Origin of the sequence: Bacillus cereus group sp. Bce019 (assembly GCF_051781745.1) — a bacterium.
GTDB classification, from domain to species: domain Bacteria; phylum Bacillota; class Bacilli; order Bacillales; family Bacillaceae_G; genus Bacillus_A; species Bacillus_A cereus.
The window spans coordinates 19,957-34,798 of the sequence record NZ_JBPWJX010000010.1; the positions used below are offsets into that span (position 1 = coordinate 19,957).

Here is a 14,842-nt window from a genome sequence, read left to right on the forward strand (position 1 = left end):
ATAATGAATTGACTGAAGAAAAAGGAGGGTGTTGGCAATGACAAAATTAGACGCGACATTGACAATGCTAAAAGAATTAACAGATGCACGTGGTATTGCTGGTAATGAGCGTGAACCACGTGAAGTAATGAAGAAATATATTGAGCCGTTTGCGGACGAACTTTCTACTGATAATTTAGGGAGTTTAGTTGCGAAAAAAGTAGGGGAAGAAAACGGCCCGAAAATTATGGTTGCAGGTCATTTAGATGAAGTTGGATTTATGATTACACAAATCGATGACAAAGGTTTCCTTCGCTTCCAAACGGTTGGTGGCTGGTGGTCACAAGTTATGCTTGCGCAACGCGTGACGATTGTAACGCGTAAAGGAGATGTAACAGGTGTAATTGGTTCAAAACCACCGCACATTTTACCTCCAGAAGCTCGTAAAAAGCCAGTTGAAATTAAAGACATGTTCATCGATATCGGTGCTTCTAGCCAAGAAGAAGCGATGGAGTGGGGCGTACGACCAGGAGATCAAGTTGTACCTTACTTTGAATTCCAAGTGATGAAGAATGAAAAAATGTTACTTGCAAAAGCATGGGATAACCGAATCGGTTGTGCAATTGCAATTGACGTATTAAAACAATTAAAAGATGAAAAGCATCCAAACGTTGTATATGGCGTTGGAACTGTACAAGAAGAAGTTGGTCTTCGTGGCGCAAAAACATCTGCGAATTATATTAAACCAGATATCGCGTTCGCAGTAGATGTTGGTATCGCTGGAGATACACCGGGTGTAACGTCAAAAGAAGCACAAAGTAAAATGGGCGATGGACCACAAATCATTTTATATGATGCTTCTGTTATTGGACATACAGGTTTACGTGATTTCGTAGTTGATGTTGCTGATGAATTACAAATCCCGTATCAATATGATTCAGTAGCAGGCGGAGGAACGGATGCGGGTGCGATTCACATTGCTGTAAATGGTATTCCTTCTATGGCAATTACAATTGCAACGCGCTATATCCATTCTCATGCGGCAATGTTACATCGTGATGATTATGAAAATGCAGTGAAGTTAATTGTAGAAGTTATTAAACGTCTTGATAAAGAGGCTGTACATAACATTACATTTAATTAATAGAAAAAGCGAAGGAGCTTCTCCTTCGCTTTTTTATGTTTTAAAAAGGCCTTTCTAATCCCGCTGCAGTATGAGCGCCTAAAATAATTAAACGAGTTAATTGCATCGCCATAAAATGCGGGGTATATATCATCCCTCTTTTTAGCCATGACATAATCATTCCTAGGTGGGCACCAGTAACATAACTAATGAGAATATCGCGTGGAACCATTAGTTTTTCATCGTTAGGTTGTGAAATAGAGAGGCTTAATGTTAAATGCGTTTGAATTGCTTTCATCATCTTATACGTATAGTTTCCAGCAGCTTTATCACCAAGCATGACGTTATAGAAGTTAGTGTTTTCTGCAATATGTTCGAACAAGGCCAAAAAACTTGGATGTGGCGAATCAAATGTTAGTTGGAAATCTTCTTTATTTCTATTTCTCGGTTTAATTACTTCAGTTAGCTTTTCTAACATTTCTTCAATGCTTTTGTCTAGTAAGTCATATTTATCGTGGTAATGGCTATAAAATGTAGCGCGGTTTACAGGAGCGCGTTCTGCGATATGTTGAACAGTAACATTTTCAAAACCTTTTTCGCCTACTAAAGCGACAAAAGCATCCTGTATGAGTTGTCTCGTCCGTTTTACACGTGGATCATTTGTATTTTTAATAGACATTTTTATTTCCCCTCGTTTAATTTTCTATACTTAAACAACATATTGGTATTATATTGTTGTTTAAACGACATTTCATACGTAAATTGTCGGTTGTAGATTCAAAATAATTATTTATAATTATAAACGATAGTCCTTCAGAAATCAGCACCGCTCGCAGGTAGAGAAGTTTCGATTTACGCTGCAGATGGTGTGATTTTTTTGTTAAAAGGTTAATATAATTAACAATTAAACAATCTAAACAATAAGGACATAAATAGTTTAGAAAAAAATTATATGCGATATAAGGAGAGGAATGCAATGAATCAGTTTCGAAGAATGGTAATTATCAACATTATCACATTAATTGTACTAGTTGGCGGCGGTATTGGCGGTTATTACTATTACAATCAAACGGAAAATTACTTAAAAACAGACAATGCAAAGATTGATGGAAAGGTAATTCCGGTTGCTTCACCAGTAGCAGGTAAACTAACTGACTGGAAAGCTGAAGTAGGAAAAAATTATAATGAGAACGATAAATTAGGTACTGTTACTGTAGCGGCAGCTAATGGAGAACAAACAGTAGATGTAACAATTCCACAAAATGCAACAGTTGTACAATCAAACGCGACAACAAATGCTTTCGTTGGAGCGGGTAGCCCAATTGCTTATGCATTTGATATGAACAATTTATGGGTAACAGCAAACATTGAAGAAACAGATGTTGATGATGTTCAAAAAGGTCAAGATGTAGATGTGTATGTAGATGCATACCCAGATACAACGTTAACAGGAAAAGTAGAACAAGTTGGCTTAACAACAGCGAATACATTCTCTATGTTGCCATCAAGCAACGCAACAGCGAACTATACGAAAGTAACACAAGTAGTACCAGTTAAAATTTCTTTAGATCATAGCAAATCAGTAAATATTGTTCCTGGCATGAATGTGACAGTTCGTATTCATAAGTAAGGGGGAGATGAGATGTCCTCAATTGTAATTGCAGGATATGCACTATTTTGTATAATCGTCTTCTTCCTTGTAAATCGTCTTTTACGAAAGAAAAAAACGAAAATGGGAGAAGAACAAGTCCCAGCCGTAAGTAAAATAGAAGTAAGTAAAGTTGAAACAGAAGAGAAAGAAATTGAACGAAAGCAAGAATCGGAAATTTCTAATGTAGTTGAGTTAGAAACAGGAAAGCAAGAAGAAGTAAAACAAGAAAAAGAAGTGCCGAAAAAACAAATGTCTATGCCTGTAGAGAATGTGAACGTAAAAGCAGTTGTAGCTGTATTAATTCTCGGCATGTTCGTTTCTATTTTAAACCAAACAATCATTAACGTTGCATTACCTCCGTTAATGAATGAATTTAATGTATCAACTTCAACAGCACAATGGTTAATTACAGGCTTCATGCTTGTAAATGGTATTTTAGTACCGATTAGTGCCTTTTTAGTTTCACGATTTACGTATCGTAAATTATTCGTAGCAGCAATGTTATTCTTCACGGTAGGATCTATCATTTGTGCTACTTCAGGAAACTTTACAATGATGATGACAGGTCGCGTAATTCAAGCAGTTGGTGCGGGTATTTTAATGCCGGTTGGTATGAATATCTTCATGACGTTATTCCCGCCTCATAAACGCGGAGCGGCGATGGGATTACTAGGTGTAGCGATGATTTTAGCGCCAGCTATCGGACCAACTGTAACAGGTTGGGTGATTGAAAACTATAGCTGGAACTTAATGTTCTATGCGATGTTTATTATTGGTTTAATTATTACGTTCCTATCTTTAAAATTCTTTACACTAGCTCAGCCAGTGTCTAAAACGAAATTAGATATATTCGGTGTGGTTAGTTCAAGTATTGGACTAGGAAGCTTATTGTACGGATTTAGTGAAGCTGGAAATAATAGTTGGACTAGTGCAGAAGTCATTATTTCACTTGTTATCGGTGTAATTGGTTTAGCGTTATTTATTTGGAGAGAGTTAACAACGGACAATAAAATGCTTGATTTGCAAGTATTTAAATATCCAGTATTTACTTTTACTTTAGTAATTAACGCAATCGTTACGATGGCATTATTCGGAGGTATGTTATTGCTTCCAGTATATCTGCAAAACATTCGTGGCTTTACGCCAATTGAATCTGGTTTACTACTTCTTCCAGGATCATTAATTATGGGAATCATGGGACCAGTAGCGGGTAAATTATTCGATAAATATGGCATTCGTCCATTAGCGATAATTGGATTGGCAATTACGACGTATGCGACATATGAATTTACAAAATTATCGATGGATACACCGTATAGCGTTATTATGACGGATTATATTATACGTTCAATTGGTATGTCATTCATTATGATGCCAATTATGACAGCTGGTATGAACGCGCTACCGATGAAATTAATTTCTCACGGTACAGCAACGCAAAATACGTCAAGACAAGTAGCTGGTTCAATCGGAACAGCGATTTTAATCACACTTATGACGCAACAAACGACTGCTCACGTAGCAGATTACGGCAACATGTTAACAACATCAAACCCAATTTTAGTTGATAAAGTACACGGCATGGGTCAAAGCTTAGCGGCCTTAGCTGGATCAGCTCAAGCAGGAGACGCGATGAGCACACAACTATTATATGGACAAATTTCAAAGCTATCTGCAATTAACGGTATTAACGATGCCTTCTTAATTGCAACGATACTTGCAGGGATTGCTTGGGTGTTATCGTTCTTCTTACCATCAGGCAATAAACCAAATAGAAAAGCAGGGAATTAATTTCCCTGCTTTTTTGCCTTTTTAAAGAGTGAGATATAAAAAATGATAACCAGTTACGGAGCACAGCCCTGTTATAAACAAAATTGTCCCCATAGAACAAATACTCGATATTTGCCTGCCGCTTATAATAGCTAATAGTCCAGCTAAAGAGAAGAAGCACCAATATAAAGTTCCCGAAATTGGAACCATCCCCTCTAAATCTATTCCAGAACCTATACAAACAATAGGAACAACGATGAGTAATATGCTAGTGAAACCAGCTATAATGGTAAGTAATTTACGATGTTTCATGCCAGCAATAATTAAAAAAATACCAACGATAAATGCGCATAACATTAAAGTAAGAGCTAAAATCATCCAAGTTAATATTCCAAACACTTCTGTATTACCTCCGATTTGTAGGTTGCTAAAAAATATTATATATAGAATGAATCACCTACAGACATGAGCTCCCAGAAGATAACACCTAATATTCCAATGGTAAAAATAATGAATCCCATATTACGTATACTTTTAATTTTGGCTTGTACTCCACTTACCCCTGCTAATAATCCAGTTATAGAAAATAGGGTCCAGTAAAGAGCAGTTGGAATCGGGAAAATTGTATCGATATGAATCCCTACACTTAAAAGAACAAAAGGTAGTGTGACAAAGGATAGGCTAAGTAGCCCCATTAAACCAACGAGTAATTTCCGATATTTAATCCCCGTTACTATTAAAAAAATACCACCAGCAATCCCGCATAGTAAGAGAAGTGGCGTGAAAAGCATCCAAATAATACTGAACATATGTAAACTCCTTTATGTGAATTAAGTTATATTTTACTACATGAGGTTTATTTTGGATATTATTAATAAATATATATAAATTGAAGGAAATGGGAAATAACGATACGGATTATCAAAAACGCTAACCGCAGAAGAGTTTGAAGTTATGATAAAAGAGTAAAGAGAGGTATCGCGATGATACCTCTTTTTAACTCAAGAATGCCAACATGTTATTCATAATATGAAATAACATAGCTGGAATAATGGACTTTGTTTTTTTACATAAAATGGCCACTAATAATCCCATAAAGAAAGTAATTACCATTACCCCAAGTGAGTATGCATGAGCGATACCGAAGAAGAAACTTGTTACGATGGCTGCAATCCAAAATGGAAAGCGTTCTGAGAAGAAGCGAAGTATAAAACCACGGAAAATAAGTTCTTCAAAAATGGGTGTGAGTATTGCAAAGCTGAGAAGTAATAATATTTGATATTGCTTAAAGACGTCTAAGCTTAGTGCGGAAGATTGCTGCTTTGTTGCGTCTTGGAACACATAATTTAACAAGATGTAATTGAGTATGATGTTGATAACGAAGAAAAGAAGTAAGTATACGTATGTGCGCCATTCTTTCATTGTTTTAAAGTTAAAAGATTTTAGTAGTAATTTTTTTGCGGGTTCGAATTTAAAAATGAAGAATAACAATACAGCTAGTTGTAATACGGTACTTGCAGTATTTGCCATAGATTCATACAGGGCAACTTGTTTTTTATCTGTAAGACCTGCTGTATAAATTGTTAATGGCATTGCGAGGAACACAGTAATAAGTCCAGTTCCAAAAAAGGCGAATAAAACAGAGCTAATAAATTGTCCCCATGACATCGAGTGTTTTTGTTCATTAGAAAGCTGTGTAGCGGGTTGCATTTGTAAAATCACCTCTTTTATATTTGTATATTTAATTATAAAGTAAAATGTTTTTATATGTAACATTTAAATATTACATATAAAGTGAAACTTTAATCATTGGGGAGGTTCATCCCCCACTGATTATCAGCCCTCACCAATCGGGCTTTTACGGGCAGTTGATTCTCCACCTAACTTCCTCGTCTTTGCTGAATTTCGAGGTGGGGGTCTTACTGCCCGTTAATGCGGGATAAAGGTTTATTTTCCATAAAATAATAAAAGAGGTATCACCCTGTAGTGATGCCTCTTTCTCATTGATAACTATGTTCTGCCTTGTTATTCAATTTTGCTTGCTCTATTTGCAATTCACGCTCTACCAATCGATCTAATTGCTGAATTGCTTTAAGTGCTTTTTCATAAGAAATTGTTCGATAATGATGCGCTCCGCCCGGTTCTTCATCTGCTTCGTCTGCCCATTTAATAATATTTTGAAGAGATGTTCTTTCAATTTCTTGTTCCACTAAGAAAGAATCTGTATGAAGAAGAATTGCAATAGAAATTTCTTTTGCTAGTTTTGGATGTTCTCCTAATCTAATAAGTAATTTATGTGCTCTTTCAGCGCCTTTAATTGCATGGATATCATTCTTTTTATATAAGTCATAATCCCATTCGCCGCCTGTGTACCACGTATGATGTCCGATATCATGAAGGAAGCCAGCTTTTGTGGCAGCATCGACTGAGGCGTGATGCTTTTTGGCTAGGTGAAACGCATGGTAAGCGACAGCGATCGCGTGGACCATTCCAGAACGGTTTACGTATTTTTGTGTAATGTGGTGTTTAAAAATTTGTTCAAGCGTAATACGGTGCATAAAACATTCACTCCTTTTATCTTATGGTGTATATGAAGAAAAATCGATCGGTTTAAATGTATTTTGAACATTGTACTCCATCATAGTTCGTTAGTAAAGTAGAAATGTTTAGGAGAAGAAAAAATTTTTCTGCAAAAAAATCACCTTAGCTTATGCAAAGGTGATTTTCAAATTGCTTATTTTTTTAATCCTTGCTCTAGTGTTTCTAACATTTCGTGCTTTTCATTTTCATCAGCGTTTTTCCAAATGACTTCAAATAAAACGCCAAGACCTGGAAGCATTTTTTCTTCACCGCTTTGAATTGCATCGACGATTGTTTCTTGTAATTGATCTTGTGAATTTCCAGATACATTCGCTAATACGGCACCACGTAAATTAAAACTCATTGCTTTCACCTCTTCTTCAGAATTGAAACTGACGTTAGTTTTTGTTCTTTTTTATGTAAATATGTATGAAAAATAGGCTATAATGATAAGACAAGAAGAGAGGGAAATACATATTATGAAAAACATTGATTCAGTACAAAATCCGCGTGTAAAGCAGTGGAAAAAGCTGCAAACGAAAAAAGAACGCGATAAAAAAGGTTTATTTTTTGTAGAAGGATTCCACTTAGTCGAGGAAGCTTTGAAGACAGGAATTGTAACAGAACTTATCGTTTCAGATCAGACAGACCTTCCGAAAGATTGGACAGTTAATGATGTGGAAATGTACATCGTACCTGAGGCGATTGTAAAAATACTTCGTGAAACAGAAACGACGCAAGGTGTATTTGCTGTTTGTGAGAAGCATGAGAAAGAAGTAGCTCTTACTGATGGGAAATTCCTTTTATTAGATGGCCTGCAAGACCCAGGTAATTTAGGAACAATTATTCGTACAGCTGATGCAGCTGGTATTCACGCCGTTGTGCTTGGAGAAGGTTGTGTTGATGTTTACAATAGTAAAGTACTCCGCTCTACACAAGGCTCTATTTTCCACTTACCAATTGTAAAAGGGAACTTAGAAGAATGGGTAGACAAGTTAAAAGAAAATAACGTTCCTGTATATGGAACAGCTCTTGAAAATGGAGTTCCGTATGGTGAAGTAACGCCGGCTGGCAGTTTTGCATTAATTGTAGGAAATGAAGGAAATGGCGTACGCCAAGAAATTCTTGCAAAAACGGATCAAAACTTGTATATTCCGATTTACGGCGGGGCAGAATCATTAAATGTTGCGGTTGCAGCAGGGATTTTAACGTATTATTTGCAAAGCCCGGTTGCGAACAAATAAAAAACTTCTTATAATAAGTTGAAGTACATTATATTAAAAGTTAAATAACGAAAAACGTTGATAGAGAAGAGTAGCTTACAAAATCGCCATATAGGGAGAGAATGTCGTAGACTGAAAGCATTCTTATGGTAGACGAAAGTGAATTCACCTCTGGAGTTGACGCCAGGACCATGTATATGTAAAGGCGTTCCGGTCAGAATTGATCGTTATAACTAATGAGTGGGCAGACATGTTCTGTCAATTTAGGGTGGTACCGCGAATTTACCTCGTCCCTTTTTGGGAGCGAGGTTTTTTTATTTTTAAAATTAGGAGGGTTCCAAAATGGAAGCACGTTTAAAAGAGCTAAAGCAAAAAGCGTTAGAGCTTATTGAAGAAGCGAAAGAGCTGAAAGGCTTAAACGACGTACGCGTAGCGTATTTAGGAAAAAAAGGTCCAATTACAGAAGTATTACGCGGCATGGGAAAATTATCAGCAGAAGAGCGTCCACGTATGGGAGCATTAGTAAATGAAGTACGTGAAGCGATTCAAACGCGTCTAGACGACAAAATTAGTAACTTAGAAAAAGCAGTAATTGAAGCGAAATTAGCTACTGAAACAATTGATGTTACATTGCCAGGTCGTCCTGTTGAAACAGGTTGTCACCATCCGTTAACGGCTGTTGTTGAGCAAATTGAAGATGTATTCATCGGTATGGGTTATGAAGTAGCTGAAGGAACAGAAGTAGAAAAAGACTACTACAACTTCGAAGCACTAAACTTACCGAAAGATCATCCAGCGCGTGATATGCAAGATACATTCTACATCACAGAAGAAACGTTACTACGTACACATACATCTTCTGTGCAAGCACGTACGATGGAAAATAATAAAGAAAAAGGCCCAATTAAAATTATTTGTCCTGGTAAAGTGTATCGCCGTGATGACGACGATGCGACGCATTCACATCAGTTCATGCAAATTGAAGGTCTTGTAATTGATAAAAACATTCGTATGAGTGACTTAAAAGGTACACTGCAAGTATTCGTGAAAAAGATGTTCGGTGAAGATCGTGAAATCCGTCTTCGTCCAAGTTTCTTCCCATTCACAGAGCCATCTGTAGAGATGGATATTTCTTGTATGATGTGTCATGGCAAAGGCTGCGGCACTTGTAAAGGAACTGGCTGGATTGAAATTCTAGGCGCAGGTATGGTTCACCCGAACGTACTTGAAATGGCTGGTTATGATTCAAAAGAATATCAAGGTTTCGCATTCGGTATGGGCGCAGAGCGTATCGCAATGTTGAAATACGGAGTAGATGACATTCGTCATTTCTATACAAATGATGTACGTTTCTTACAACAATTCAAACGAGCGTAAGGGAAGGAGAGGATAAGTATGTTCGTATCATATCGTTGGTTACAAGAGTATGTAGATATTAAAGATGTAACAGCACAAGAACTAGCAGACAAAATCACGAAAAGTGGTATTGAAGTAGAAGGCGTTGAAGTATTAAATAAAGGTGTAAAAGGTGTTGTAGTTGGTCACGTATTAGAATGTGAAAAACACCCAGAAGCTGATAAATTAAGCAAATGCTTAATCGATATCGGTGAAGAAGAGCCAGTTCAAATTATTTGTGGAGCTGCTAACATTGCAAAAGGTTTAAAAGTACCAGTTGCAAAAGTTGGAGCTGTACTTCCTGGTAACTTCAAAATCAAAAAAGCAAAACTACGCGGTGAAGCTTCTCACGGTATGGTTTGTGCTCTTCAAGAGCTTGGTATTGATGGAAAGTTAGTTTCAAAAGAATACGCAGATGGTATCTTCATCTTCCCAAGTGACGCTGAAGTTGGTGCAGATGCACTTGAAATTTTAAACTTACACGATGAAGTACTTGAGCTTGGCTTAACACCAAACCGTGCAGATTGCTTAAACATGTTAGGTGTTGCTTACGAAGTAGCTGCTATTTATGGCCGCGAAGTAAAACTTCCAGCTATCGACTTACAAGAAACAGCAGAAAAAACTTCTGATTATATTTCTGTAAGTGTAGAAGCGAAAGAAGAAAACCCATTATACATTGCAAAAATGGTTAAAAACGTAAAGATTGGTCCATCACCAATGTGGATGCAAACTCGTCTTATGGCAGCTGGCATTCGTCCAATTAGCAACGTAGTTGATATTACAAACTACATTTTAATGGAATACGGTCAACCGTTACATGCATTCGATTACGATAAATTAGGTTCAAAAGAAATCGTTGTTCGTCTTGCAAAAGAAGGCGAAAAAATTGAAACGTTAGATGATCAAGAGCGTACATTACAAAGCCACCACCTTGTAATTACAAACGGCACGAAAGCTTTAGCTGTTGCTGGTGTAATGGGCGGGGCGGATTCTGAAGTTACAAATGAGACAGTAAACGTTCTAATTGAGTCTGCATACTTTGCAGGTCAAACAGTACGTCGTACATCAAAAGACTTAGGTCTTCGTAGTGAATCAAGTGCACGTTTCGAAAAAGGAATCGACCCAACACGTACATTTGAAGCAATTCAACACGCAGCTGCTTTAATGGCGAAATATGCTGGCGGTGAAGCACTTGAAGGTGTAGTAGAAGCTGACAACTTACAAGTACAAGAGCGTACAGTATCTGTTACTGCTGAAAAAGTAAACCGTGTATTAGGTACAAATATTTCTGCGAGTGAAATGGGTACAATGTTCACAAACTTGAAATTCCCATTCACAGAAGTAGAAGGAACATTCCACGTGAATGTACCAGCACGTCGTCCTGATATTACAATTTCAGAAGACTTAGTAGAAGAAGTAGGCCGTCTATACGGTTATGACCACATTCCAGTTACATTACCTTCTGGAACGATGACTCGTGGTAAATTAACATCAGCACAAACGAAACGTCGTAAAGTACGCCGCTTCTTAGAGGGTGCTGGTTTATATGAAGCAATCACATATTCATTAACAAGCGCTGATAAAGCGAAACAATATATGGTTGAGCCAAACGAAAAGGCGCCTGTAGGTCTTGCACTTCCAATGAGTGAAGAACGTAGCCAACTTCGTTTAAGCTTAGTACCGCAATTACTAGAAGCAGTTTCATACAATGTCGCTCGTAAAAATGACAGCGTTGCTTTATACGAAGTAGGTTCTATCTTCTTACCGACAGAAGAAGGAGAACTTCCGAAAGAAGAACAACATCTTGCAGGTGTTATGACAGGTCTTGCTCTTCACCATGCATGGCAAGGTGAGAAGAAAGTAGTGGACTTCTTCGTTGTGAAAGGTGTACTAGAAGGACTATTCGACGTACTTGGCGTTGCAAACCAAATCACATATGCACCAGCAAAACGTGAAGGTATGCACCCAGGCCGTACAGCTGACATCGTATTAGATGGCGAAGTAATTGGTTTCATCGGTCAATTGCACCCAGAAGCAGAAAAACAATTAGATGTGAAAAATACATTCGTATTTGAATTATCTCTTGTAAAAGTATTCGGTGCAGACGCTGAAGAAACTTACTACGCAGCAATTCCACGTTTCCCATCTATGACACGTGACATGGCTGTTGTAGTAACAAAAGAAACAAAAGCTGGTGAAATGAAGCAAGTCATTGCTGAAGCTGGCGGAGAACTTCTGAAAGACGTAACACTATTCGACTTATACGAAGGTGAAAAAATGGAAGAAGGCAAGAAATCACTTGCATTCTCTATGACTTACTTCGATGCAGAACGTACATTAACAGACGAAGAAGTAACAGAAGCACATAACCGTGTACTAACAACGGTAGAAGAGAAATTCGGTGCGGAGTTACGTAAGTAATTAGAAAATTGCCGGATATATTCCGGCAATTTTTTTATTGGGTTAGTTGTCGGACACTGTCGGTAAGTCGATATATTACAAAAATCGCTCATATATTTTCCGACACCTTGCATCTTTCTCTCGAATGTAGTACATTAATTTTAGTTTAACAAAATGAAAGACGATGATAAGGAAAAGTAGTATATACTATAATCCAAAGCGAGTCAGGGACGGTGAGAGCCTGATGAGGCGGTATATGTGAAGAACACCTTGGAGTTGCTAACCGAAATTGAATCTTGTATTCAAGAGTAGACTTAGACGGGAATCCGGCCTGTTACAAACCGGGAAGTATGTATTACATACGAGTTAAAGTTGGTCTTTATGACAAATTGGGTGGTACCGCGAAGTTTAACCTTTCGTCCCTTTATGGATGAAAGGTTTTTTTGTATTTAAATATATGAGCAAAGGAGAATTTCACTATGGAAAACACATTAGTAAAAAGTCTGTATAGAGATACAGAAAAGTATGCAGATCAAACAGTACAAGTATCAGGGTGGATTCGTAACTTACGTGATTCAAAAGCATTTGGTTTCATCGAATTAAACGACGGTAGCTTCTTCAAAAGCGTTCAAATCGTTTTCGATACAGAATTAGAGAACTTCAAAGAAATTGCAAAACTTCCACTTAGCTCTTCAGTTAAAGTAGAAGGTAAAGTAATTGCAACGCCTGGAGCGAAGCAACCATTTGAAATTAAAGCAGAAAAAATTGATATCGAGGGCTTATCAGATTCTGATTACCCACTTCAAAAGAAACGTCATACATTTGAATACTTACGTACAATCGCTCACTTACGTCCAAGAACAAATGCATTCTCTGCAACGTTCCGCGTACGTTCTATCGCAGCATTTGCGATTCACCAATTCTTCCAAGAGCGTGGATTCGTACATGTTCATACACCTATCATCACTGGTAGTGATACAGAAGGTGCTGGCGAAATGTTCCGCGTAACAACGCAAGATTTAAATAACCTACCAAAAGGTGAAGACGGAAAAGTTGATGAGTCAAAAGACTTCTTCGGTAAAGAAACAAACTTAACAGTAAGTGGACAGCTGAACGCTGAAGCTTATGCATTAGCATTCCGTGATGTATACACATTCGGACCTACATTCCGTGCAGAAAACTCAAACACAACTCGTCACGCTGCTGAGTTCTGGATGGTTGAGCCTGAGATTGCATTCGCTGAACTAGGGGACGTAATGAACCTTACAGAAGATATGCTGAAATATGCAATGAAATACGTATTAGAGCATGCACCAGAAGAAATGGAATTCTTCAACAGCTTCGTTGATAAAACAGTTCTTGAGCGCATGAACAACGTAATTAACTCTGACTTCGGTCGCATCACTTATACAGAAGCAATTAAAGTGCTTCAAGAATCAGGTGCTGACTTCAAATACCCAGTAGAATGGGGAATCGACTTACAAACAGAGCACGAAAGATACTTATCAGAAGAAATCTTCAAACGCCCTGTATTCGTAACTGACTATCCGAAAGACATTAAAGCATTCTACATGCGTTTGAATGAAGACGGTAAAACAGTAGCTGCTACTGACCTTCTAGTTCCTGGCATCGGCGAATTAATCGGCGGAAGTCAACGTGAAGAAAGAATGGACGTTTTAGTAGACAGAATTAAAGAATTAGGTATGAACGAAGAGGACTACTGGTGGTACTTAGAACTTAGAAAATACGGCGGTACAAAACACGCTGGATTCGGTCTAGGTTTCGAGCGCTTCCTAATGTACATCACTGGCATGGCTAACATCCGTGACGTAATTCCATTCCCAAGAACTCCAGGTTCTTCTGAATTCTAAAATATGAAAAAAGCGAGAGGAAATCCTCTCGCTTTTTATTTTGTATAGTTTATTCTCCTGTAGCAAAAAGTAACGCGAAGGGGTGAATATAAATGAGTAAAAAAGTGAAAAAAGATCATTCGAGATCGGGCCTAGGTTCTCCAGAAGTAGAAGGACAAGGAACGACAACACATGAAACAGGTTCTCATAAAGTATCTTCATCTAATAAGAAGCAGAAACAAAGCTAACATAACAAAGGAGAGCCCTTAAGGGCTCTCCTTTGTTATGTGTTACATCTTATTATCGTTAATTTCTTTTGTAATCTTATTTATGTCTTTGCCTAATCGATCTAAATAGAAAAACCACAGTAAACTCATGAACACGTAATAGATGGCCATCACGCCAAGATTATCAGATATATTTTCGAATGTGGACTTAGTAGTGAAAAAAGCTCCCAAAATGGTAGAAATAGTGAAGTAAGAAAGTGGGCCTACGAGGTGTACGAAAACATATAATATCTTTTTAACTTTTACAGCGTTCATATGAAAAACCTCCTTTTTCTAATCATACATTCAAGTTCCTCACAGAAGTGTTGTAGTTTTGCTGGATTATGTATTAACGAGCGAGCATCGTGTTTCCCGATAAATATTCGAATCCGAAAGTTTAATAAGAAAGAGCGACCATAACGCTCTATTAAATCGTTGAACGCTCGTTGTTCACTTAGTAGCTGAATGTTTTCCCTAATTTCAAACTGCCTTTCGTGTGGATTACCTAGTAAAATATTTAGAATCATTTGTAGAAGTAGCAATGGGAATCTCCTCCTATGTTAGAATAATCTGTATATTGTAATTGTAACAAAACTATAAGGACA

At 37.5% G+C, this 14,842-nt stretch carries 16 protein-coding genes and 2 other annotated features; of the genes, 8 read left to right on the top strand and 8 right to left on the bottom strand.

Annotated features, from left to right (window positions below):
* The first annotated feature begins 37 nt into the window (after positions 1-37).
* Positions 38-1,123, top strand: a complete 1,086-nt coding sequence (locus ACS2QP_RS15195) for a M42 family metallopeptidase (protein WP_000163555.1) — start codon at positions 38-40, stop codon at positions 1,121-1,123.
* A 40-nt stretch (positions 1,124-1,163) separates the two neighbouring features.
* Here the strand turns inward: ACS2QP_RS15195 and ACS2QP_RS15200 are convergent, their stop codons facing one another.
* Positions 1,164-1,781 carry a TetR/AcrR family transcriptional regulator gene (locus ACS2QP_RS15200; RefSeq protein WP_000023672.1) on the bottom strand — a complete coding sequence of 206 codons (618 nt, stop codon included), beginning with the start codon at positions 1,779-1,781 and terminating at the stop codon, positions 1,164-1,166.
* Positions 1,782-2,078: 297 nt separating this feature from the next.
* On the opposite strand from ACS2QP_RS15200, the gene ACS2QP_RS15205 reads away from it, so the two are divergent.
* Together ACS2QP_RS15205 and ACS2QP_RS15210 are read left to right on the top strand one after the other, a co-directional pair.
* Complete coding sequence (locus tag ACS2QP_RS15205; RefSeq protein ID WP_001071419.1) at positions 2,079-2,732, top strand: HlyD family secretion protein; 654 nt, start codon at positions 2,079-2,081, stop codon at positions 2,730-2,732.
* A 12-nt stretch (positions 2,733-2,744) separates the two neighbouring features.
* Positions 2,745-4,544, top strand: a complete 1,800-nt coding sequence (locus ACS2QP_RS15210; protein WP_000095293.1) for a DHA2 family efflux MFS transporter permease subunit — start codon at positions 2,745-2,747, stop codon at positions 4,542-4,544.
* Positions 4,545-4,565: 21 nt separating this feature from the next.
* Here ACS2QP_RS15210 and ACS2QP_RS15215 read toward each other — a convergent pair whose 3' ends face one another.
* The 5 genes from ACS2QP_RS15215 to sspI all read right to left on the bottom strand — a co-directional run bounded on the left by ACS2QP_RS15215 (position 4,566) and on the right by sspI (position 7,467).
* Positions 4,566-4,922, bottom strand: coding sequence for an ammonia permease (locus ACS2QP_RS15215; protein WP_119683983.1), 357 nt, complete (start codon positions 4,920-4,922; stop codon positions 4,566-4,568).
* Between the two features lie 38 nt (positions 4,923-4,960).
* Positions 4,961-5,332 carry a DNA-binding protein gene (locus tag ACS2QP_RS15220; RefSeq protein WP_119683982.1) on the bottom strand — a complete coding sequence of 124 codons (372 nt, stop codon included), beginning with the start codon at positions 5,330-5,332 and terminating at the stop codon, positions 4,961-4,963.
* Positions 5,333-5,519: 187 nt separating this feature from the next.
* Complete coding sequence (locus ACS2QP_RS15225) at positions 5,520-6,233, bottom strand: lysostaphin resistance A-like protein (protein WP_438882574.1); 714 nt, start codon at positions 6,231-6,233, stop codon at positions 5,520-5,522.
* Between the two features lie 290 nt (positions 6,234-6,523).
* On the bottom strand, positions 6,524-7,081 hold the full coding sequence (locus tag ACS2QP_RS15230; protein ID WP_078993669.1) for an HD domain-containing protein: 558 nt from the start codon (positions 7,079-7,081) through the stop codon (positions 6,524-6,526).
* 176 nt (positions 7,082-7,257) lie between these two features.
* A complete protein-coding gene (gene sspI / locus ACS2QP_RS15235; RefSeq protein WP_000009509.1) occupies positions 7,258-7,467 on the bottom strand; it encodes a small acid-soluble spore protein SspI in 210 nt (69 codons plus the stop codon).
* A gap of 82 nt (positions 7,468-7,549) precedes the next feature.
* Here sspI and ACS2QP_RS15240 point away from each other — a divergent pair, with 82 nt between their 5' ends.
* From ACS2QP_RS15240 to ACS2QP_RS15260, 5 genes are all read left to right on the top strand, one after another.
* Positions 7,550-8,347: a TrmH family RNA methyltransferase gene (locus ACS2QP_RS15240; RefSeq protein ID WP_002026395.1), complete on the top strand. Its 798-nt coding sequence runs from the start codon at positions 7,550-7,552 to the stop codon at positions 8,345-8,347.
* A gap of 48 nt (positions 8,348-8,395) precedes the next feature.
* Positions 8,396-8,624 (top strand) — a binding site (T-box leader).
* A 44-nt stretch (positions 8,625-8,668) separates the two neighbouring features.
* A complete protein-coding gene (pheS, locus tag ACS2QP_RS15245; RefSeq protein WP_000388219.1) occupies positions 8,669-9,703 on the top strand; it encodes a phenylalanine--tRNA ligase subunit alpha in 1,035 nt (344 codons plus the stop codon).
* A gap of 18 nt (positions 9,704-9,721) precedes the next feature.
* Positions 9,722-12,142, top strand: coding sequence for a phenylalanine--tRNA ligase subunit beta (pheT, locus tag ACS2QP_RS15250; RefSeq protein ID WP_000498186.1), 2,421 nt, complete (start codon positions 9,722-9,724; stop codon positions 12,140-12,142).
* Between the two features lie 154 nt (positions 12,143-12,296).
* Positions 12,297-12,548, top strand: a binding site (T-box leader).
* Between the two features lie 52 nt (positions 12,549-12,600).
* Positions 12,601-13,992, top strand: coding sequence for an asparagine--tRNA ligase (gene asnS, locus ACS2QP_RS15255; protein ID WP_000432177.1), 1,392 nt, complete (start codon positions 12,601-12,603; stop codon positions 13,990-13,992).
* Positions 13,993-14,084: 92 nt separating this feature from the next.
* On the top strand, positions 14,085-14,219 hold the full coding sequence (locus tag ACS2QP_RS15260; protein ID WP_000039589.1) for a YuzL family protein: 135 nt from the start codon (positions 14,085-14,087) through the stop codon (positions 14,217-14,219).
* 42 nt (positions 14,220-14,261) lie between these two features.
* Here the strand turns inward: ACS2QP_RS15260 and ACS2QP_RS15265 are convergent, their stop codons facing one another.
* Positions 14,262-14,513, bottom strand: coding sequence for a hypothetical protein (locus ACS2QP_RS15265; RefSeq protein ID WP_153581608.1), 252 nt, complete (start codon positions 14,511-14,513; stop codon positions 14,262-14,264).
* Complete coding sequence (locus ACS2QP_RS15270; protein WP_326263110.1) at positions 14,510-14,779, bottom strand: hypothetical protein; 270 nt, start codon at positions 14,777-14,779, stop codon at positions 14,510-14,512. The genes ACS2QP_RS15265 and ACS2QP_RS15270 overlap by 4 nt, the downstream gene beginning before the upstream one ends.
* Positions 14,780-14,842 lie beyond the last annotated feature (63 nt).